The organism is Variovorax sp. 10L426 (assembly GCF_056395305.1).
In genome coordinates this window covers 134,158-153,911 of sequence record NZ_JBFTJF010000006.1, presented here as the reverse complement: position 1 = coordinate 153,911, position 19,754 = coordinate 134,158, and the positions used below count along the sequence as shown (strand labels likewise).

Annotated in this window: 19 protein-coding genes; 4 read left to right on the top strand and 15 right to left on the bottom strand. The window is 64.3% G+C overall.

Features of this window, described 5'->3' with window-relative positions; translation table 11 throughout:
• Positions 1-15 precede the first annotated feature (15 nt).
• A complete protein-coding gene (proB, locus tag AC1DHL_RS11005) occupies positions 16-1,161 on the top strand; it encodes a glutamate 5-kinase (RefSeq protein ID WP_478098397.1) in 1,146 nt (381 codons plus the stop codon).
• A gap of 4 nt (positions 1,162-1,165) precedes the next feature.
• Here proB and AC1DHL_RS11000 read toward each other — a convergent pair whose 3' ends face one another.
• Positions 1,166-1,663 carry a CNP1-like family protein gene (locus AC1DHL_RS11000; RefSeq protein WP_478098396.1) on the bottom strand — a complete coding sequence of 166 codons (498 nt, stop codon included), beginning with the start codon at positions 1,661-1,663 and terminating at the stop codon, positions 1,166-1,168.
• The gene (locus AC1DHL_RS10995) at positions 1,650-2,306 is read right to left on the bottom strand and encodes an RNA pyrophosphohydrolase (RefSeq protein ID WP_478098716.1); all 657 of its coding nucleotides are present in this window, start codon (positions 2,304-2,306) and stop codon (positions 1,650-1,652) included. The genes AC1DHL_RS11000 and AC1DHL_RS10995 overlap by 14 nt, the downstream gene beginning before the upstream one ends.
• 123 nt (positions 2,307-2,429) lie before the next feature.
• Here AC1DHL_RS10995 and AC1DHL_RS10990 point away from each other — a divergent pair, with 123 nt between their 5' ends.
• Together AC1DHL_RS10990 and AC1DHL_RS10985 are read left to right on the top strand one after the other, a co-directional pair.
• Positions 2,430-4,178: a proline--tRNA ligase gene (locus AC1DHL_RS10990; RefSeq protein WP_478098394.1), complete on the top strand. Its 1,749-nt coding sequence runs from the start codon at positions 2,430-2,432 to the stop codon at positions 4,176-4,178.
• On the top strand, positions 4,175-4,846 hold the full coding sequence (locus AC1DHL_RS10985) for a lytic transglycosylase domain-containing protein (protein WP_478162019.1): 672 nt from the start codon (positions 4,175-4,177) through the stop codon (positions 4,844-4,846). The genes AC1DHL_RS10990 and AC1DHL_RS10985 overlap by 4 nt, the downstream gene beginning before the upstream one ends.
• A 3-nt stretch (positions 4,847-4,849) precedes the next feature.
• On the opposite strand, the gene paeA is transcribed toward AC1DHL_RS10985, so the two are convergent.
• From paeA to hemA, 7 genes are all read right to left on the bottom strand, one after another.
• The gene (paeA, locus tag AC1DHL_RS10980) at positions 4,850-6,157 is read right to left on the bottom strand and encodes a polyamine export protein PaeA (protein ID WP_478098390.1); all 1,308 of its coding nucleotides are present in this window, start codon (positions 6,155-6,157) and stop codon (positions 4,850-4,852) included.
• A 72-nt stretch (positions 6,158-6,229) separates the two neighbouring features.
• Positions 6,230-7,222: an AAA family ATPase gene (locus AC1DHL_RS10975; protein WP_478162018.1), complete on the bottom strand. Its 993-nt coding sequence runs from the start codon at positions 7,220-7,222 to the stop codon at positions 6,230-6,232.
• A gap of 99 nt (positions 7,223-7,321) precedes the next feature.
• On the bottom strand, positions 7,322-7,822 hold the full coding sequence (locus AC1DHL_RS10970; protein WP_478098386.1) for a cupin domain-containing protein: 501 nt from the start codon (positions 7,820-7,822) through the stop codon (positions 7,322-7,324).
• Between the two features lie 115 nt (positions 7,823-7,937).
• Positions 7,938-8,264 (bottom strand): Grx4 family monothiol glutaredoxin, encoded by a 327-nt coding sequence (grxD, locus tag AC1DHL_RS10965; RefSeq protein ID WP_478098384.1) that lies wholly within the window; start codon positions 8,262-8,264, stop codon positions 7,938-7,940.
• Positions 8,265-8,293: 29 nt separating this feature from the next.
• Positions 8,294-9,106, bottom strand: a complete 813-nt coding sequence (gene prmC / locus AC1DHL_RS10960) for a peptide chain release factor N(5)-glutamine methyltransferase (protein WP_478098382.1) — start codon at positions 9,104-9,106, stop codon at positions 8,294-8,296.
• Between the two features lie 38 nt (positions 9,107-9,144).
• Positions 9,145-10,233, bottom strand: a complete 1,089-nt coding sequence (gene prfA / locus AC1DHL_RS10955; protein WP_478098380.1) for a peptide chain release factor 1 — start codon at positions 10,231-10,233, stop codon at positions 9,145-9,147.
• Positions 10,234-10,337: 104 nt separating this feature from the next.
• The gene (gene hemA, locus AC1DHL_RS10950; protein WP_478098378.1) at positions 10,338-11,633 is read right to left on the bottom strand and encodes a glutamyl-tRNA reductase; all 1,296 of its coding nucleotides are present in this window, start codon (positions 11,631-11,633) and stop codon (positions 10,338-10,340) included.
• Positions 11,634-11,738: 105 nt separating this feature from the next.
• Between hemA and AC1DHL_RS10945 the strand changes: the two genes are divergently transcribed.
• Positions 11,739-12,017, top strand: coding sequence for a hypothetical protein (locus AC1DHL_RS10945; protein ID WP_478162017.1), 279 nt, complete (start codon positions 11,739-11,741; stop codon positions 12,015-12,017).
• Here the strand turns inward: AC1DHL_RS10945 and AC1DHL_RS10940 are convergent.
• The 6 genes from AC1DHL_RS10940 to ugpB form a co-directional block, all read right to left on the bottom strand.
• On the bottom strand, positions 12,014-14,458 hold the full coding sequence (locus AC1DHL_RS10940; RefSeq protein ID WP_478162016.1) for a DUF3772 domain-containing protein: 2,445 nt from the start codon (positions 14,456-14,458) through the stop codon (positions 12,014-12,016). The genes AC1DHL_RS10945 and AC1DHL_RS10940 overlap by 4 nt on opposite strands.
• 55 nt (positions 14,459-14,513) lie before the next feature.
• Positions 14,514-15,254, bottom strand: a complete 741-nt coding sequence (ugpQ, locus tag AC1DHL_RS10935; RefSeq protein WP_478098373.1) for a glycerophosphodiester phosphodiesterase — start codon at positions 15,252-15,254, stop codon at positions 14,514-14,516.
• A complete protein-coding gene (ugpC, locus tag AC1DHL_RS10930) occupies positions 15,251-16,255 on the bottom strand; it encodes a sn-glycerol-3-phosphate ABC transporter ATP-binding protein UgpC (RefSeq protein ID WP_478098371.1) in 1,005 nt (334 codons plus the stop codon). The genes ugpQ and ugpC overlap by 4 nt, the downstream gene beginning before the upstream one ends.
• Positions 16,256-16,399: 144 nt before the next feature.
• Positions 16,400-17,251, bottom strand: coding sequence for a sn-glycerol-3-phosphate ABC transporter permease UgpE (gene ugpE, locus AC1DHL_RS10925; protein ID WP_478098369.1), 852 nt, complete (start codon positions 17,249-17,251; stop codon positions 16,400-16,402).
• A gap of 3 nt (positions 17,252-17,254) precedes the next feature.
• On the bottom strand, positions 17,255-18,136 hold the full coding sequence (ugpA, locus tag AC1DHL_RS10920) for a sn-glycerol-3-phosphate ABC transporter permease UgpA (RefSeq protein WP_478098367.1): 882 nt from the start codon (positions 18,134-18,136) through the stop codon (positions 17,255-17,257).
• A gap of 148 nt (positions 18,137-18,284) precedes the next feature.
• Positions 18,285-19,595, bottom strand: a complete 1,311-nt coding sequence (gene ugpB / locus AC1DHL_RS10915) for a sn-glycerol-3-phosphate ABC transporter substrate-binding protein UgpB (RefSeq protein ID WP_478162015.1) — start codon at positions 19,593-19,595, stop codon at positions 18,285-18,287.
• Between the last annotated feature and the right edge of the window lie 159 nt (positions 19,596-19,754).

Genomic DNA, 19,754 nt, shown 5'->3' with positions numbered 1-19,754 from the left:
GTTAGCCATAGCTCCATGACCTCAAGTTCTGGTTCAGCCGCACTCCGTGACGCACGTCGCATTGTTGTCAAAGTGGGCTCTAGCCTGGTCACCAATGAAGGGCGTGGCCTGGATGAGAGCGCCATTGGTGAATGGTGCCGCCAACTTGCAACGCTGGTCCGCGATGGCCGGGAGGTCGTGATGGTGTCGAGTGGCGCGATCGCCGAAGGCATGAAGCGACTGGGTTGGCGTGTTCGCCCGCATGAGATTCATGAGCTGCAGGCAGCCGCGGCAGTTGGCCAGATGGGCCTGGCGCAAGTCTATGAAACCAAGTTGCGCGAAAACGGTATCGGCAGCGCGCAAGTGTTGTTGACGCACGCAGATCTCGCGGACCGTGAACGCTATCTCAATGCGCGTTCCACCCTCGTTACCTTGCTTGCGCTCGGTGTGGTGCCGGTCATCAACGAGAACGACACGGTCGTCAACGACGAAATCAAGTTCGGCGACAACGACACCCTTGGCGCGTTGGTTGCCAACCTGGTCGAGGCCGACGCGCTGGTCATCTTGACGGACCAGAAGGGCCTTTTCACTGCCGACCCGCGCAAGGATCCTGATGCCCGCTTCGTGCACGAAGCGGCAGCGGGCGACCCGGCGCTCGAGGTCATGGCCGGTGGAGCCGGCAGCAGCATCGGCCGCGGCGGCATGATCACAAAAATCCTTGCGGCCAAGCGTGCGGCGGGGTCCGGTGCGTCGACTGTGATCGCCTGGGGCCGCGAGCCTGATGCTCTGCTGCGGCTGACGTGCGGCGAGCCTATCGGCACGCTTTTGCTCGCGCAAACCGCCAAGCATCAGGCGCGGAAGCGCTGGATGGCCGACCACCTTCAGCTGCGTGGCGCTGTGTCGGTGGATGCGGGCGCGGCGGCCAAGGTGCGTGGCGAGGGCAAGAGCCTGCTCCCGATCGGCATGACGAGCGTCGAAGGCGAGTTCTCGCGCGGCGACGTGATTGCGATACGCGATGACCGGGGAGTCGAACTCGCGCGGGGCCTTGCCAACTACTCAAGTGTCGAGGCTCGCATGCTCTGTCGCAAGCCATCGATGGAATTCGAGCGGCTCCTGGGCTATGTCGCCGAAGCCGAGATGGTCCATCGGGACAACATGGTGTTGATGCCCGACGGCCACTGACCGATCACTCGACCTCGCGGACCGGTGTCGTCAAGTTGCGAACCATTTCGTTCACTGAGGCCCGCGGGGCATGCCCGCGACACAGTCCCTGTGTAGCCAACGCGTAGACGTAGCGTGCGCTTCGTTCGCTGAAACGCCTCCATTCGGGATCGACCTGCTGCTCCCATGCTCCATTGATGAAGCGTGCGTAGGTCTTGTGCTCGTCGGTCGCGCACCGCACGCCTTCGTAGAAGGCATTGAATCCGCCGCCTTCGCGGTTGGATGCGACGACCACATAGCGCACCACGCCATCGCGTGTCACCTTGATGGTCGCGGGATCGACGCCGAACTTCAGGCTCATGTAGCGTGGCATGTCGATGCCGATCAGCTTGTCCTGGCTGAAAGCCGGGGGCGGTGGCACTTCGGATTCCTTCCAGTCGGCATCCTCAAACAACTGGGCGTGGGCGAGGCTCGAAGCGCCAAGAATGCAGGCGAGGGCGATTCGCCAGCTAGCGCGGAGCATGAAACGGGTCGCTGGTCGAGGGAGAGTCGTTCGCAAGGTTGGCATTCGGATTCGGGTCGAAGCTGGCGCCGGGCGGCAGTTCGAAGGTCGGTTCATGGCCCGGGCCGGGCGGATGGCGCTCGAATTCGCGCGCGCGCACATTGCTGCGCAGGAACCGGTTGCGGAAATCCTGCCGAGGCAGGTAGCGGGCGAGTTCGGTCAATGCCATCTCATAGACGCCGCGCTTGAATTCGACCACCACGTCCAACGGGACCCAGTAGTCATGCCAGCGCCAGGCGTCGAACTCGGGATGATCTGTGGCGCGCAGGTTCAGATCCCAGTCGTGACCGATCAATTGCAGCAAATACCAGATCTGCTTCTGGCCTTTGTAATGGCCGCGCGCGTCACGGCGGATGAACCGATCCGGCACCTCGTAGCGCAACCAGTCACGGGTACGGGCCACGATGCGCACATGCTCCGGGTGGAGACCCACTTCCTCATGCAGTTCCCGGAACATCGCCTGCTCGGGACTTTCGCCGCGATCGATGCCGCCTTGAGGAAACTGCCAGGAGTGTGTACGAATACGCTTACCCCAGAAAACCTGGTTTCTCTGGTTGAGCAGGATGATGCCGACGTTGGGCCTGAAGCCGTCCCGGTCGAGCATAATCAAACCCCAATTTTTGAACTGAGTCGATTATGCCTGCCGGCTTGCGTACGGCAAGCGGCCGGTTCCGGGCCTTCCGCCCTGCCACCAACCCCCTGCCCGTATTCTTTCTTTGCGTGACCGATGAAAGCTTCCCGATTCTTTATCTCCACCCTCAAGGAAGCGCCAGCCGACGCCGAAGTCGCGAGCCACCGTCTCATGATGCGTGCTGGCATGATCAAGAAGCTCGGCACCGGCATCTATACCTATATGCCGATGGGCCTGCGGGTCATACGCAAGGTCGAGGCGATCGTCCGGGAAGAAATGAACCGGGCGGGTGCAGTTGAGCTGACCATGCCCGTGGTTCAGCCCGCCGAATTCTGGGAAGAGAGCGGGCGCTTTCAGGGCTACGGCCTCGAACTCCTGCGCATCAAGGACCGTCACGAGCGCTCGTTCGTCATCCAGCCGACGAGCGAAGAGGTCGTGACCGATATCGCGCGCCAGGAAATTCGCAGCTACAAGCAGCTGCCGAAGAACCTGTACCAGATCCAGACCAAGTTCCGCGACGAGCGCCGACCGCGCTTCGGCCTGATGCGTGGGCGCGAGTTCATCATGAAGGACGCGTACAGCTTCGATCGAGACCTCGAAGGCGCGAAGGCCAGCTACAAGGTGATGGCCGACGCCTACCGGAAGATCTTCGACCGATTCGGCCTGCGCTACCGAGCTGTGGCGGCGGACAGCGGTGCGATCGGCGGTGACGTGAGCCAGGAATTCCAGGTGATCGCGGCGACGGGTGAGGACGCGATCGTCTATTGCCCCGACAGCGACTACGCCGCGAACATGGAAAAAGCCGAGGCCCTTGCACCGGCCGGGCCGCGCGGCGCGGCGACGAAGCCCCTGACGAAGACACCTACGCCGGGCAAGAGCACCTGCGAGGACGTGGCTGAATTGCTGGGCGTGCCGCTCTCGACAACCGTGAAATCGCTGGTCTTGGCGACCGACACACTGGACGCGGCGGGCAACATCAAGGGCGTCCAGGTATGGCTGCTGCTGGTTCGCGGCGACCATGAGATGAACGAGATCAAGGTGGGCAAGGTGCCGGGCCTCGACCAGGGCTTCCGCTTTGCAACCGTCACCGAGATCGAGGACCACTTCGGCAGCAAGCCGGGCTATCTGGGGCCGCTGAATCTCAAGCAGGCGGTCAAGATCGTCGCGGACCGCGAGGTTGCGGTGATGGCCGACTGGATCTGCGGCGCCAACGAAGTCGATTTCCATATCACCGGCGTGAACTGGGGTCGCGACCTGCCGGAGCCCGACGCCGTGGCCGACATCCGCAATGTCGTCGCTGGCGACCCGTCCCCCGACGGAAAGGGCATCCTGGCGATCGAACGTGGCATCGAGGTCGGCCACGTCTTCGTGCTCGGCACCAAGTACAGCAAGCCGATGAATGCGACCTTCCTCGACGAGGCCGGCAAGCCGCAGTTTCTCGAGATGGGTTGCTACGGCATCGGAATCACCCGGCTACCAGCCGCGGCGATCGAGCAAAACAACGACGAGCGGGGCATCATCTGGCCCGATGCGATCGCGCCATTCACCGTCGTGGTCTGCCCGATCGGCATGGACCGCAGCGCCGACGTGAAGGCGGCAGCCGAAGCTCTCTATGAGCGACTCCTGGCTGCCGGCGTCGATGTGCTGCTCGACGACCGCGGCGAACGCCCCGGCGCGATGTTCGCTGATTGGGAACTGATCGGCGTGCCGCATCGCGTCGTGATCTCCGATCGCGGGCTGAAGGAAGGCCAGTTCGAGTACCAACATCGCCGTGAAACCGCCGCGACCAAGGTGCCGATGGGCGGCATCGCGGATTTCATTGCCGGCAAGCTGGCTGCTGCATGAGCCTGACGGCGTCCATAGAAGCGTCCGGGCTTTCGCGGCGCCTCTGTCTGGGCGCCGCCGCCTGCGGGGCGCTGTCCCTGGCGCTGCCGCGCGAGGCCATCGCCGGTGCGCAGATCGAGGAACCGCTGATCGATTCCGTGCGCACCGCGCTGACGTCGGCCATCCGCAACAACGCGCCGCCGATCCCGGAATTCAAGGACACAGAATCCCGCCTCGTGTACTTGCGATGGCTCGGCGAAATGAGCGAACGGCTCAAGAAGAAACTGCCCGACTGGCCGACGCGGAAGGAATTCCTGCAAACCGTCTGGTACGAAGCGCGTCGCGCTGGCCTGGACGTCAGCCTCGTGCTCGGGTTGATCCAGGTGGAAAGCAACTTCCGCAAGTTTGCGGTGTCGAGCGTCGGCGCCCGGGGCTACATGCAGGTCATGCCCTTCTGGACCCGCGTGATCGGCGACGGCGATCCATCCAAGCTCTTCCACATGCAGACCAATCTGCGCTTCGGCTGCGTGATCCTGCGTCACTACCTCGACCGTGAATCCGGCGATTTGTTCATGACGCTCGGTCGCTACAACGGCAGCCGTGGCAAGTCGCCCTATCCGGATGCTGTCTTTGCGAATCAGCGGCTCTGGGTGTTCAAGGATCCGCGCAAGGACATCAGGCCGGACTGAGGCTCAGGCCTTGGCCGTCATCGCGGCCGTGCGGGTGACCATCACCTGGTCGATGCGGTAGCTGTCCACGTCCATCACTTCGAAGGTGTAGCCCGCCCAACTGACGCTGTCGGTTCTCTTGGGAACGCGGCGGAGCATCACCATGAGGAAGCCGGCGAGCGTTTCGTACTCGTCCGGATGTGGCAGTTCCTCGATGTCGAGCGCCCGCTGGACGTCCTGAATCGGCGTCACGCCGTCGATCAGCCACGAGTTCTCGTCGCGCTTCACGATCTGCTGTTCTTCGTCCTGATCGCCGACCAGGTCGCCCATCACGGTGCTCATCACGTCATTGAGCGTGATCACGCCGACCACCAGGCTGTATTCGTTCACGATGATCGCGAAGTCCTCGTGGGCCTGTTGAAATTGTTCGAGCACCTCGGTCAGCGACAGTCTGTCGGGAATGACGAGCGCCTTGTGAAGCGGCAGACCATGGTCGAAGGAGAGCGGCTGATCGCTCAGCACGCGCTGGAACATGTCCTTGCTGTCGACGTAGCCGAGCACATGGTCGATCTCGCCGTCGCACACGGGGTAGGCGGAAAAGGGTTCGGCCACGATGCGCGCGCGCAGCACCGTCTCCGGGTCGTCCCGAAGAAACCAAGCGATGCGGTCGCGCGAAGTCATCACGCTGCTCACCAGTCGGGTGTCGAGCTCGAACACGTTGGCGATCACCTGCTGCTCCCGCTGCGCCAGAACGCCCGCGCGCGCGCCAGCTTCAGTCATCGCGAGGATGTCGGCCGAGGTGATCTTTTCGTCGCGCTGCATCGGCATGCCGAGCAGCTTGAAAAGCACATCGGTGCTGACCGTGAAGAACCAGACCAGCGGCTTGAAGGTGGTGATCAGCACCTGCATCGGGCCGACCATCCGCACCGCAAGCCGCTCGGGGCTGCTCATGCCGAGCCGTTTGGGAAACAGGTCGGCAAACACGAGGAAGACCGCGATGATCGTGATGAACGAAGCGAGGAAGGCCGCAGTCTGCGCGGCCTCGACGCTGAGCCAAAGCTCGAACAGGCGCGCGTAATAGGGGCTCAGCGAACCTTCGCCGACCACACCGCCGAGGATCGCGACGGCGTTGAGTCCGATCTGGACCACGGTGAAGTAGTGGCCCGGCTGCTCCTGGATGCGCATCACGCGCTCGGCACGGACGTCGCCTTCGTCGGCCATCTGACGCAGGCGGAGACGGCGGGAAGCGGCCAGGGAAATTTCGGCGAGGGAGAAGAAGGCGCTCGTCGCGATGAGCGCGACGATGACCAGCAAGCTTTGGGTCAGGGTCATGGGTCGGTCGATGAAGACCGACATGGTGCCACGACCCGGGCGCGTTCCATCCCGGGTCGACCCGGCACGCTTCTATTGCACGAAACCGATGCGGCTTCGAGGCGTGCTGACCCGTGGAAGATCCTCCACGCGCACCTCGCCCCGGCCGGCCAGGCGGGCATTGCCGAAGCCGGTCATCAGCGCGCGCCGCATCTCGCGCGGCGCGAGGGTTGCGAGTTGGTCGAGTACATCGTCGGAGGGTTCTTCGGTCAGCAGGCGGCCCCAGTCATGCTCGCCCTTGATCGACACGTAGAGTTGGCGCGCAATCTGCCGAGAAGCTTCTGGCGAGGGCGCCTCGATCTCGAACACGTTCATGCGGTTCAGGATGGGCTCGGGAATGCCGCGTTCGTCATTTGCGGTGGTAATCCAGATCACCTGGCTGGCGTCGATCGGGACTTCGGCGAACTCGTCGACGAACGCGTGGGCTGTGTCGTGCTCCAGCAGGCTGTAGAGCGCGCCGAGCGGGTCGTACTGGCTGTCGGCACCTGCCTTGTCGATTTCGTCAATGACCATCACGGGGTTTGCGTACTGGCCGTCGACCAGCGCTTCGAACACCTTGCCGGGCTTCGCGCCCTTCCATTGCGAGGATGCACCGGACAACAGCCAGCCGGCTGTCATGGAGTTCATCGGAACCAGCGACATTCCGGTACCCAGCAGGTCGGCCAGTTTCCTTGCGAAGTGGGTCTTGCCGACACCCGGCGGCCCGAGCAGCAACATCGGCGTGACTTCGAGTCCGTCGCGACTGTCCTGGGCGAGCGCCACGTGGCGACGCACGTCGTCGAGCACTTCGGTGAAGTTGGGCAGTTGCGCGTAGAGGCCGGACATCTCTGGCACGCCGCTGGGCTTGACCTGGAAGCGATCGGGGCCGCGTTCGAGCATGCGTTCGTAGGTCGTCCGCAGGTGTTCGTGGTCGCGATCGGGGAGCTTGGCGAGCTTGCGCTCGACGTCGTGCGTCTGGAAAACGCTGCGCAGGTTGGCGACCGGCAACTGGAACGACGACGCGGGGACGAGACTGCGGGAATCCATGGACACCTCCGGTTTCGAACACTTGGATACAGCATAAGCCGTGCCCGGTGTTCGCAGATGTCTATGTTTTCTCGGATTTGCCGTTTTGTCGCGAAGAGGTCAAATACCGCCTTGCGGGTGCGTGGGATCGACCCATAGAACCGACTCGGGCTTCTCGACAGGCTCAATGTCGAGGTTGATCGCCACGGCCTGGCCGTCACTGCGGCAGAGCACGCATTCGAGGGCTTCGGTCTCGCTGGCGTTGATTTCCTGGTGCGGCACGTAGGGCGGCACATAGATGAAATCGCCCGGACCTGCCTCAGCCGTGAACTCCAGTTGTTCACCCCATCGCATGCGGGCGCGCCCCCGAACGACATAGATCACCGATTCGAGGTGACCGTGGTGATGTGCACCGGTTTTGGCATTCGCATGAATGGTCACGGTCCCCGCCCACAGCTTCTGCGCGCCGACGCGCGCAAAGTTGATGGCCGCCGCCCGGTTCATGCCCGGCGTCTGCGCCGTGTTGGTGTCAAGCTGATTGCCCGGAATCACGCGCACGCCATCGTGCTTCCAGGCCGGGTCGTCATGCGCGTGCCCGTCATCCCCATGGTCGTGACTCATGCTCAGTCTCCATTCATGAAACACCGCGGAACCTGCTTAGCCGGGCCGCCGGTGTTGCCCCCGGCAGGGGGTGGGCGCCCGACACGGAGTGCGGGCAACCTGGGGGCGAGCAATATCAAGCCGGATTGCTGTTCAGCATTTGCTGCAATTCGCCGGATTCGTACATTTCCATGAGGATGTCCGAGCCGCCGACGAACTCGCCCTTCACGTAGAGCTGCGGAATAGTCGGCCAGTTGCTGTATTCCTTGATGCCCTGGCGAATGGCATCGTCTTCCAGCACGTTGACGGTCTTGAGCGTTCGGGGGTCGACACCTACCGCCTTGAGGATCTGGATCGCGCGACCCGAGAATCCGCACATCGGAAAGCTGGCGTTGCCCTTCATGAAGAGGACAAGATCGTTGGTCTTGACGAGGTCGTCAATGCGTTGCTGGGCTTCGGACATGGGTGACTCCTGAAATTGGGCTGGGCGGATTATTTCACCGCCCGCCAGATCCCGCCGGAACATCGCGCGATGCCGGCGAGGTCGTCGCGGCTTTGGGATTCGGAAAAACCCTGTCGAGACAGCAGTTGCCGGACCGGCTCGCTCTGGTCGTAGCCGTGTTCGAGCAAAAGCCAGCCGCCTTCTTTCAGATGCGCGGGCGCTGATTGGACGATGCGGCGGATGTCGTCCAGGCCGTCGTCGCCGGAGACGAGTGCGCCCTGTGGTTCGTGGCGCAGGGCGGCCAGATGCGCGTCGCCGTGGGCGATGTAGGGCGGATTCGAAACGATCAAGTCGAGGCCGCGTTCGGCGCCGGCGAGCCAGTCTGCCTGCGTAAAACGCACAGGCAGTCCGAGCCGCTCAGCATTCGCGCGCGCCACCATGAGTGCCTCGGCGCTGGCATCCACTGCCGCCACGTGGGCGTCGGGACGCGCGTGTTGGATCGCCAGGGCGATGGCGCCGCTGCCGGTGCCGAGATCCAGCACCGAGGGCGTCTCCCGCCCTTCCAGGCATTGCAGGGCCCAGTCGACCAGCGTTTCCGTATCGGGACGAGGGACCAGGACGCGGCCGTCGACTCTCAGGCTGAGCCCGTGAAATTCCTTTTCGCCAACCAGGTAGGCCACCGGCTCGCCTGCCCTTCGCCGGGCACACAGTCGTTCGAAACCGGGCCAGACCTCTTCCGCCAACGTGTCGGTGTCATGGGCCAGGAGCCATGCTCGTTCATCTGCGGGACGCCCCAGCACATGCAGCAACAGAAGCTGCGCATCCAGCCGGTCGATGTCCAGGGCGGCCGCTGCAGCCAACATGGCGGCTGGCGTCGAGGGCGAATTGGCTTCCGCTGTGTTCACGCTGGCAAGGCGGCTTCGAGTTCCGCGAGTTGCTCGGCTTCGCGCGCGGATTGCAGGGCGTCCAGCACGTCACCCAGATCGCCCTCCATGATGGCCAGCAGCTTGTAGAGCGTCAGGTTGATGCGATGGTCCGTGAGCCGCCCCTGGGGAAAGTTGTAGGTGCGGATCCGGTCGCTGCGGTCGCCGCTGCCGACGAGTCCCTTGCGCAGCGCAGCATCCTTGGCCGCTCGTTCGCTGCGCTCCTTTTCCTGGATGCGTGCCGAGAGCACTTGCAGCGCCTTGGCCTTGTTGCGATGCTGGCTGCGATCGTCCTGGCACTCCGCGACGATGCCCGTCGGGACGTGCGTGATGCGTACTGCAGAGTCGGTCTTGTTGATGTGCTGGCCGCCGGCGCCGCTGGCGCGGAAGGTGTCGATGCGCAGGTCGGCCGGGTTGATCTGCACTGCTTGCGCCTCGTCCGGCTCTGCGAGCACGGCGACCGTGCATGCGCTGGTGTGGATGCGGCCTTGCGTTTCGGTGGCAGGCACGCGCTGCACGCGATGGCCGCCCGATTCAAAGCGAAGCTTGCCGAACACCTCGTCGCCGACGACGCGAATCACCACTTCCTTGTAGCCGCCGAGTTCGCTTTCGCTTTCGCTGACGATTTCGCAGCGCCAGCCCACTCGGTCGGCATAGCGCGTGTACATGCGCAGGAGGTCGCCGGCGAAAAGGGCCGACTCGTCGCCGCCCGTGCCGGCGCGGATTTCAAGGAAGGCATTGCGCGCGTCGTCCGGATCCTTGGGAAGCAGCAGGCGCTGGAGTTCATCTTCGAGTTGCGTCAGCTCCGCTTCGGCGCTCGCGATTTCCTCCTGTGCCATCTCGGCCATGTCAGGATCGTCGAGCATCTCGCGCGCCCCGGCCAGATCCGCCTCGCGTTGCAGGTAGCGGGTGTACCGGCCAGCGATCTGCGTGACTTCCGCGTGCTCGCGGGAGATGGTGCGGTACTGCGCCATGTCGGACATGATGTCCTCCCGCGAAAGCAGGAAGTCGAGTTCGCCGAGGCGTTGCGCAAAGCGCTCGAGCTGTTGACGCAGGAAGGGTTTCACGGGAAAGGGGCGAAAGAGGGCGGGTTTGCGAAAGGTTCAAGCCGCGTGCGAAGGCGAAGGCGGCAAGGGCGTGTTCGGCGCGCGGCGCCGGAGCAGGGGCGTCGCTAACGCTCTTTGCGCGTGTCGCTGCGGAGTTCGTTTCGCAGGAAGAGGCGCGAAATGGTCTGCGCCGTGTGTTCGCGCGCGGCGGCGTCGCCGGCGTGCAACTCGGCCAGGGCGCCGTGGAGCATCTTCTGGGTCAGCCCGCGCGACAGCGCTTCGAGTACGGCTTCGACGCTCTCTCCCTTGGCAAGCAGCCTGCGCGCCCGCGCCAGTTCGGCGGCACGCCATTCGTCGGTCTGAGCGTTGAGTTGCTGGATCAGCGGCACGGTGCCGCGCTGGTCCAGCCAATGCATGAAGCTCTGGACCCCGGCGTCGATGATGACCTCGGCTTGCGCCACTGCGGCCTGCCGGCTGGCGTGCCCCTGCTGCACGACTTGCGCGAGATCGTCGACCGTGTAGAGATAGATGTCTTCGAGCGCCTTGACCTCGGGCTCGATATCGCGCGGCACAGCAAGGTCGACCATGAACATCGGGCGGTGCTTGCGCAGCTTGAGCGCGCGTTCGACGGCGCCCAGGCCGATCAGCGGCAAGGTGCTGGCCGTGCAACTCACGACGATGTCGAATTCGGCCAGACGGGCTGGCAGGTCGGCCAGCCGCATGGCCTCGCCGCCGAAGCGCGAGGCCAGCTTTTCGCCGCGCTCCAGCGTACGGTTGGCAATGACGATGGACTTGGGTTGCCTGGCCGCGAAGTGCGTCACGGCCAGGTCGATCATCTCGCCGGCACCGACGAACAGCACGCGGGTGCGTTGCAGATCCTCGAACAGCTGACCAGCCAGGCGAACGGCCGCCGCGGCCATGCTGATCGAGTGGGCGCCGATTTCAGTGGCGGTGCGGACTTCCTTGGCGACGGCGAAGGAGCGCTGGAACAGCTGGTTCAGCGTGCTACCGAGGGCGCCGGCCGTCTCGGCGGCGCGCACGGCATCCTTCATCTGGCCGAGGATCTGGGCCTCGCCCAGGACCATGGAATCGAGCCCGCTGGCGACGCGGAAGGCGTGGCGGGCGGCCTGGTCGTCGTGCAGGGTGTACGCGTGCGAGCGGAGGAGCGCTGGCGACACCCCGCCACTGTGGGCGAGCCAGTCGACGGTGTGGTCGAGCGCGAGATGATTGGCGGCGCAGTAGATCTCGGTGCGGTTGCAGGTCGAGATGATGGCCGCTTCGACGTCGGGATGCCTGTTGGAGCCAAACGAATGCCGAAGGCTCTGGAGCGTCGGAGCGATTTGGTCGATGGCGAACGCGAAACGACCGCGCAGGTCGAGCGGCGCGGTCGTGTGGTTCAACCCGAGGGCCCAGACTGACATAGCCGGCGATTATAAAATCTGCGGCCCGTAGACGGTCCGGCATCGAAAAATGGCCGTTGCCAGAGCTTCCCAATCCCGTGGATTCCCGTCTCGCGAGCCTTCGCAATGACGCCTCTGGACCTTTTCGATCATCTCCTCAACTTTGTTGCCCCGGCGTTCGCGGTCGGCTTTCTGTGCGCGCTCCTGGGTCGATTCACGATGCGCCGGTCCGGCAAGCCTCGGGCTTGGTGGACTCAGGGCGCGGTCAATTTCGTCGTTGGCGTTGCAGTCCTGGTCGCTGGGCTGATCGTCTTCGGTCAGGACGGCAGGATGGCGACCTACGCCGCGCTGGTGGCGGCGTGCGGGACCAGCCAGTGGCTCGTCTCCGGAGGCTGGCGGCGCTAGGTGGCGGTTCCCGGCAGCACGCTGGGTGGCGGCGGCACAGCGGCCACGGGGGAGGGAGGCGCCGGCATGCCGGCCGGTACTCCAGGATAGGCAGCCATCGGCAAGCCTGCCGCGCGAAGCCCATCGAGGATGGTGAACAGCACGTCGCTGCGTATTCCGCCGGAAAGCCGCGGGCTCTGCACATAGGCAACCGCCTGGAAGATCATGAAGCCGACCTCGATACCTTCGAGCGTGACGGCCGGTGCCGGGGTGGCCAGCACGCCCGGATGGTTCGCAAACGCCGACAGCATCACCTCCCGCGCGCGCTTGGCGTCGGTCGTCAGAGGCATGGGCAGGCGGATCAGCACGCGGCCCTCGGCGTTCGAGAGCGTCATGTTGCGGACCGTCTTGGTGATGAATTCCGAATTCGGAACGATCATCGTGGACCGGTCGCCCAACTGGATCTCGGTCGCGCGAACGTTGATGCGGCGGATGTCTCCCTCGGCATTGCCCAGGACCACCCAGTCGCCCACCTTCACCGGCCGTTCCGCCAGCAGGATCAGCCCCGAGATGAAGTTCTGCACGATCGCCTGCAAGCCGAAGCCGATACCCACCGACAGCGCACTGGCCACCCAGGCGATGCGTTCGATGCCGATGCCGAGCGCCGACATCGCGAAAGCGATCACGATGATCCCGCCCACATAGCCCAGCAGCGTCGTGATCGAGCTCTGCATCCCCGGCTCGAGGGCCGTGGTCGGCAGGAAGCGTGTGTCCAGCCAGTTCTTGACGATCCGCAGGGCGATGAAGCCGGCAACGAGCACCGCGATCGCGCCGAAGATCGCGCCGGGCACCAACTGGATCTCGCCGACCTTCACCCCCGTGCCGTATTTGCCGCTTCGCTGGAACACCTCGCCCGGGCTCGTGCCGAGGGGCGTCGCCAGCGCGATGATCATGTAGAAGAACAGCGCGACGCGGCTCAAACCCGACAACGCGACGGCCGTCTGATCCAGCGTGCGCTGGGTGAGTCCGAAACTCAGGTGCAGCCGTTGGCCGAAGCTGCTGCGCGACGACACCACCGCCATGAAGAAATCGTCGGCGAACTTGAAAAGCACATAGAAGGCCGACACGACGATGCCGGACCAATTGAGTTGGCTGGCGAGAAAGCTCGCCAGGGCGACGTAACCGGTCGCGACCAATACCCAGATCACGATGAGGATCAGCGTGACCAGCCCCAACAGCACCCCCACCCAGAGCGGTCGCTCCGTTGCGTCCGGCACAGCGGGTGCAGCGGCAGCGTCGCCCGTCGCTTCGGTCGCTGGCGCCGGCACAGCGTCGCGCGGACCCCGCAGCCGCAGCAGCATCGCGCCGATGATTCCGGTAAGGGCCAGGGCCATCACCACGTGCGCCGCAACCACGGCTGCGAAGCTGGCGTCGACCAACGCATTGACCTGCGTCGGCACCCATACCAGGACGGCGACCAGCGCCATCAACCAGGGGTAAGGGGCAAGCCGCGCGGCCATCCAGTTGGGGATCGGCGGCAGCCGCCACGATGGCCGGCCGTTGGACAGCAGCGCCCGGCCGAGGCCGACGACGAAGGCGATGAAAACGCTCGACTGCACCATCGCCTGCCCCAGTTTCCGCGTCTTTTCGCCCCACACCTGGTGGAGGTCGAGCGTGGTGAAGACGCCATGCGCCGCCAGTCCGACCAGAAGGACGTTGGTGCTGACGATCGCGATCACGAGCAGCGATCGTCGCAGTCTTCCAGTCGGCAGCACGCGAGCGGCAATCCGGGTGAGCGCTCGCTCGGCCAGCCAGTTGCCCGGCAACGCCAGGAGCAGCGCCACGATCAGGCTGACGAGCACCGCCGTGGCATGGGCCGGCTGCCTGGCAACGTTCAGACTTGCTTCCAACTCGGTGCCGAGTTCACTCAGTCGATCCACGTCGCCGGACCAGGCCTCGGCCATGTCGCCCCAGAACTCCCTGCCGAGTGGCGAGGGCGCGCGTTCGGTCAACTGGGCTTCGAACATGGCGCGTCGCTTGGCGAGGACATCACTGGCGCGTTGCTGGGCGTCGACGGTCACGAGGCGGGCCAGCCGAATGTCGGCGTCGAGCGCGTTGCGTTCCTTGGTCAAGGTGGCGCGGCGACGGGTGATGTCCGGGTTCTCGGGGGCCGCGCCCGCGGGCGGTGGGTTGCCGAGTTCGCCGAGGCGTGCGTTGAGATCGTTGAGGTCGCCGGTGCGCGAGGCGATGAACTTGTCGGTCGCGGCGCTGATCCCGTTGAGTTCCGTGATCACGCCGGCGACGTCCTCGGCGTTCTCGACATTCCGCGGGACGGCGTCGAGCCGGGCTCGCAGCGCCGCCACGGTGGGGGCGACATCGGCTGTTTCGCTCCCCTGCGCCATCGCCGTGCAGCAAAGCATGGCGGCCAGCAACAGGGCCGCAAGACGTGGGAGCCAGGTCATGTCTTCATCATAGAAGGCGCGCGTCCGGCGGACGAAACGAGGTGCGACGCGACGATCAGTCTGCCGGACTGAACCTGTCGATCCGATCCGTGATGATCCCGTCGGTGCCGAGCGCGATCAATCGCTGCGCGGCCCATTCGTCGTTGACGGTGTAGCTCAGCGCGCGCAGGTCCGCCGCGTGCACCTGCGCCACGGTCGAAGCGTCCCATAGCGCGTAGTTGCAGACGACCGCCGAACAGCGCAATTGCAGCGCTGTGTCGAGCCAGCCGTCCCACAGCGTGTCGAGCAGCAGGCCGCGCGGTAGCTCCGGACGTGTCGTCAATGCGCCCCGCAGCGCGTCGGGCTGAAAAGACGTGAGGAAGGGCGGAGGAAGCGTGGGGTCAGTCCACAGCATGGCCGCATGGCGTGCCACTGCTTCACCGGTGGGCCGCTCTTGGCCGGGCGTGGGCTTGATCTCGATGTTGAGTGCATGCCGGTTTGCCAGGCAGAAACGGATCAGTCCCTGGAGTGTGGCCAGCGGCTCGCCGGCATAGCGGCGCGAATGCCATGTGCCGGCGTCCAGTTGGGACAGTGCCATCCAGGGTTGGTCGCCCGCGACGCCGTGGCCGTTGCTCGTGCGTTCGAGCGTGCTGTCGTGCAGGAGGAAGGGCACGCCGTCGGCGCTGAGCTTGGCGTCGCATTCGAACATGCGAAAACCATACTCGGCGCCGAGCCGGAAGGCGGCCAGCGTGTTCTCCGGCGCGAGCTTGCCCGCGCCGCGATGGGCGATCCAGCGCGGATAGGGCCACGGTTTCATGCTCGCTTCCCGGAGCCGGCGTCGAACCAGTGGAGCTTGTCCTGCCGCGCGGCGATTCGGATGGTGTCGCCCGCGACAGGCGGCGTTTGGCCTTCGTCGGCGCGCATGACCAGTTGCTCGTCACCGATGCGGCCGTAGATCAGCCGTTCGGCGCCCAGCATTTCCACGTACTCGACCTCCACCGACCAGCCGTTCGAGTCGAGCGTCAGGTGCTCGGGTCGGATGCCGAGGATCATGCCCGTCCTCACACCCGGCGCGTGCTTCAACAGGTTCATCGGCGGCGAGCCCATGAAGCTCGCGACGAAGGTCGTGGCGGGGCGCGAGTACACCTCTTCGGGCGTGCCGAACTGGTCCATCACGCCGCCGTTCATCACGATGATCCGCTGGGCGAGCGTCATGGCCTCGACCTGGTCGTGCGTGACGAAAAGCGAGGTAATGCCGAGTTCGCGGTGGAGCTTCTGGATCTCCAGCCGGGTCTGCGCGCGCAGCTTGGCGTCGAGGTTCGACAGCGGCTCGTCGAACAGGAACACCTGCGGTTGCCGAACGATCGCGCGGCCCATCGCGACGCGCTGCCGCTGGCCGCCGGACAACTCGCGCGGCTTGCGCGCCAGCAGGTGGCCGAGTTCCAGGATCTTCGCGGCCTTGTCGACCCGGGCCTTGATCTCGGGCACCGGAATCTTGGCGATCTTCAGGCCGTAGGCCATGTTGTCGAACACCGACATGTGTGGATAGAGCGCGTAGTTCTGGAACACCATCGCGATGTCGCGCTCTGCCGGTTCGAGGTTGTTCACCACCCGATTGCCGATGTGGATCTCCCCGACGCTGACTTCCTCCAGCCCTGCGACCATGCGCAGCAGCGTGGACTTGCCGCAGCCCGAGGGCCCGACGATGACGATGAATTCGTGGTCTGCGATGTCGGCGCTGACGCCGTGGATGACCTGGTTCGCCTTGGGCCCGTGCCCATAGCGCTTGATGACGTTGCGAAACGAGAGAGCTGCCATGTTCTGATTAGTTTTGACCAATGGCTACCAGCGAGCTGGCATCCAAGTTCCAGGAATACCGCGGAACCGGCTTCGCCGGGCCGCTGGTATTGCCCCCTGAAAGGGGGTGTGCGGCTACGCGAAGCGAGCAAGCCTGGGGGTGTTTCATTTTTCGGTATCCACGAGGCCCTTCACGAACCATTTCTGCATGAGGACGACGACCAATGCGGGCGGCACCATCGCAAGGATGGCGGTGGCCATCACCACGTTCCACTCGTTCTGCGAATCGCCGCCGGCGATCAGGCGCTTGATGCCGACGACCACCGGGTACATGTCCTCGCCAGTGGTCGCAAGCAGCGGCCAGAGGTACTGGTTCCAGCCGTAGATGAACTGGATCACGAACAGCGCGGCGATCGACGTCTTCGACAGCGGCAGCAGCACGTCCCAGAAAAAGCGCATCGGGCTGGCCCCGTCCATGCGCGAGGCCTCGGTGAGTTCGTCCGGCACCGTCATGAAAAACTGGCGGAACAGGAAGGTCGCCGTCGCCGATGCGATGAGCGGCACCGTCAGCCCCGCATAGGTGTTGAGCATGTGGAGATCCGACAGCACCTTGTAGGTCGGCAGGATGCGCACCTCCACCGGCAGCATCAGCGTCACGAAGATCATCCAGAAGCAGAACCGCCGAAACGGGAACTTGAAGTAGACGATCGCGAACGCCGACAGCAGCGAGATCGTGATCTTGCCGATCGCGATGACGAGTGCGGTGACCAGGCTGACCCACATCATGTGGGCCACCGGCGCGTTGGAGCCGGCGCTGGTCTCGCGACCGAAAAGCGCCGATTTGTAGCTCTCCATCATGTGACTGCCCGGCAGCAGCGGCATGGGCGCCTGGACGATCTCTTGCGCCGTGTGCGTCGAGGCCACGAACGCGAGGTAGATCGGAAAGGCGATGATGAAGACGCCGAGCACCATCACCACTTGGGCGAGGATGCCGTGAGTGCCACGCTTCTCGACCATGGTTCAGTACTGCACTTTCTTTTCGACGTAACGAAACTGGAGGACCGTCAGCACGATCACGATCAGCATCAGGACGACCGATTGCGCGGCGGAGCCGCCGAGGTCCATCGCCTTGAAGCCGTCGTAGTAGACCTTGTAGACGAGGATTGTGGTGTCCTTGCCCGGGCCGCCCATCGTGGCCGCGTCGACGATCGCGAAGGTGTCGAAGAAGGCATAGACGATGTTGATCACGAGCAGGAAGAAGGTGGTCGGCGACAGCAGTGGGAACTGCACGGTCCAGAACCGGCGCCAGGGACGCGCGCCGTCGATCGCGGCGGCCTCGATGAGCGATTTCGGGATCGACTGCAGGCCGGCCAGGAAGAACAGGAAGTTGTAGGAGATCTGCTTCCAGACCGACGCGAGCACGATCAGCGCCATGGCGTGCCCCGAATTCAAAAGGTGGTTCCAGTCGAAGCCGAACTTGCCCAACGCGTAGGAGACCACCCCGAGTGAGGGCGAGAACATGAAGACCCACACGACCGCAGCAACGGACGGAGCGACCGCGTAGGGCAAGATCAGCATGGTCTTGTAGACCATGCCGCCGTGGATGATGCGGTCCGCAAAAACCGCCAGCGCGAGCGACAGGCTCAGGCCGATGCCCGCCACGAGCACCGAGAACACCGCGGTGGTCTTGAATGACTCGATATAGCTTGGGTCATTGAACAGCTGGCGAAAGTTGTCGAGCCCCACGAACTCGACCGACGTACCGAACGCATCCTGCTGCTGGAGCGATTGCAGGATCGCCTGCGCCGCGGGCCAGAAAAAGAACACGAGGATCACCAGGATCTGCGGAGCCATCAACAGCCACGGCAGCCAGCGGGATCGGAAAACAACCCGTTTTTCCATGCAACCTCAAAAAAAGAAAACCCGCCAGTCTTGGAAGAGGCGGGCGGGGCGAGTCTACTGCGGCATCAATTGTTGGGAGGCACCCTCCCCGCTTGGCGGGGAGGGCAGGGTGGGGTGCAAATACGGCAGCTGAAAGCTGGCAAGGGCTTCAGCCCTTGTTGGCTTTCTGGAAGCGCTCGATCTGCTCGTTGCCGCGCTTGACGATCTCGTCCAGCGCTTCCTTGGCCGTCTTCTTGCCGTTCCAGACCTGTTCGAGCTCTTCGTCCTCGATGGCGCGGACCTGCACGTAGTTGCCCAGGCGGATGCCGCGACTCTTGTCCGTCACCTTGCGGATCATCTGTGTCACGGCGACATCGGTGCCGGGGTTTTCCTTGTAGAAGCCCGACTTCTCGGTGAGTTGATAGGCCGCCGTCGTGATCGGCAGGTAGCCCGTGCGCTTGTGACTGGCCGACTGCACTTCAGGCTGCGAGATGAAGCTGAAGAACTTCGCAACACCCTTGTATTCGGCCGGCTTCTTGCCCGACATCACCCACAGGCTGGCCCCGCCGATCACGGTGTTCTGCGGAGCGCCCGGAACGTCCGGGTAGTAGGGCAGCGGTGCCAGCCCATAGGCGAACTTGGCGTTCTTGGCGACGTTGCCGTAGAAGCCCGAAGACGTGTTGATCATGGCGCACTCGCCGGACACGAAGCTCGCCTCGGGCACGTTGCCGCGGCCCTTGTAGACGAAGAGACCCTGCTTGGCCATGTTGGCCAGGTTCTCGATGTGGCGCACGTGCAGCGGCGAGTCGATCTTCATGCGCGCGTCAAGACCGGCCAGGCCGTTGCTCTTGGTCGCGAATTCGACGTTGTGCCAGGCAGAGAAGCTCTCGAGCTGTGTCCAGCCCTGCCACGCCGTGGTGAAGGGGCACTTGTGGCCCGCGGCCTTGAGCTTGGCGGCGGCGGCGATGACTTCGGGCCAAGTCGCAGGGGCCTTGTCGGTCGGCAGGCCGGCCGCCTTGAAGGCGTCCTTGTTCCAGTAGAAGATCGTGGTCGAGCTGTTGAACGGGAAGCTCAGCATCTGGCCGTTGGGCGCCGTGTAGTAGCCGGCGACAGCGGAGATGTAGCCGCTCGGGTCGAACTTCTCGCCCGCGTCCTTCATGACCTGGCCGACCGGAACGATGGCGCCCTTGCTGGCCATCATGGTCGCGGTGCCCACTTCGAACACCTGCAGGATGTGCGGCGCATTGCCGGCGCGGAAAGCCGCGATCGATGCCGTCATCGATTCGTCGTAGGTGCCCTTGAACACCGGCACCACCTTGTATTCCTTCTGGCTCTCGTTGAACTGCTTGGCCAAGTCATTGACCCACTCGTTGTTGACGGCGGTCATGGAATGCCACCACTGGATCTCGGTCTGCGCGAACGCGGGTGTGAACAGCGTTGCTGCAAGGGCCGAGGCCAAGGCGAGCGTTTTGAATCGCATGAAGACTCCTGAGGGGAATTGGAAAGAAATGAACGCGCGAATGCTAGGTGGCGCGTATGACACGACAACGTCACATATTCTTTGTGCGGCGCGCAGTGTGCCTCAACGGGGGAAACCCTTTTGGTGCGCGACGACCCCAGTCTCTGCATGTTGCAGCGC

Coding starts and splice junctions, on each gene's coding strand:
- proB (WP_478098397.1), top strand. CDS start 16: ATGACCTCAAGTTCTGGTTCAGCCGCACTCCGTGACGCACGTCGCATT.
- AC1DHL_RS11000 (WP_478098396.1), bottom strand. CDS start 1,663: ATGCTCCGCGCTAGCTGGCGAATCGCCCTCGCCTGCATTCTTGGCGCT.
- AC1DHL_RS10995 (WP_478098716.1), bottom strand. CDS start 2,306: ATGCTCGACCGGGACGGCTTCAGGCCCAACGTCGGCATCATCCTGCTC.
- AC1DHL_RS10990 (WP_478098394.1), top strand. CDS start 2,430: ATGAAAGCTTCCCGATTCTTTATCTCCACCCTCAAGGAAGCGCCAGCC.
- AC1DHL_RS10985 (WP_478162019.1), top strand. CDS start 4,175: ATGAGCCTGACGGCGTCCATAGAAGCGTCCGGGCTTTCGCGGCGCCTC.
- paeA (WP_478098390.1), bottom strand. CDS start 6,157: ATGACCCTGACCCAAAGCTTGCTGGTCATCGTCGCGCTCATCGCGACG.
- AC1DHL_RS10975 (WP_478162018.1), bottom strand. CDS start 7,222: ATGGATTCCCGCAGTCTCGTCCCCGCGTCGTCGTTCCAGTTGCCGGTC.
- AC1DHL_RS10970 (WP_478098386.1), bottom strand. CDS start 7,822: ATGAGTCACGACCATGGGGATGACGGGCACGCGCATGACGACCCGGCC.
- grxD (WP_478098384.1), bottom strand. CDS start 8,264: ATGTCCGAAGCCCAGCAACGCATTGACGACCTCGTCAAGACCAACGAT.
- prmC (WP_478098382.1), bottom strand. CDS start 9,106: ATGTTGGCTGCAGCGGCCGCCCTGGACATCGACCGGCTGGATGCGCAG.
- hemA (WP_478098378.1), bottom strand. CDS start 11,633: ATGTCAGTCTGGGCCCTCGGGTTGAACCACACGACCGCGCCGCTCGAC.
- AC1DHL_RS10945 (WP_478162017.1), top strand. CDS start 11,739: ATGACGCCTCTGGACCTTTTCGATCATCTCCTCAACTTTGTTGCCCCG.
- AC1DHL_RS10940 (WP_478162016.1), bottom strand. CDS start 14,458: ATGACCTGGCTCCCACGTCTTGCGGCCCTGTTGCTGGCCGCCATGCTT.
- ugpQ (WP_478098373.1), bottom strand. CDS start 15,254: ATGAAACCGTGGCCCTATCCGCGCTGGATCGCCCATCGCGGCGCGGGC.
- ugpC (WP_478098371.1), bottom strand. CDS start 16,255: ATGGCAGCTCTCTCGTTTCGCAACGTCATCAAGCGCTATGGGCACGGG.
- ugpE (WP_478098369.1), bottom strand. CDS start 17,251: ATGGTCGAGAAGCGTGGCACTCACGGCATCCTCGCCCAAGTGGTGATG.
- ugpA (WP_478098367.1), bottom strand. CDS start 18,136: ATGGAAAAACGGGTTGTTTTCCGATCCCGCTGGCTGCCGTGGCTGTTG.
- ugpB (WP_478162015.1), bottom strand. CDS start 19,595: ATGCGATTCAAAACGCTCGCCTTGGCCTCGGCCCTTGCAGCAACGCTG.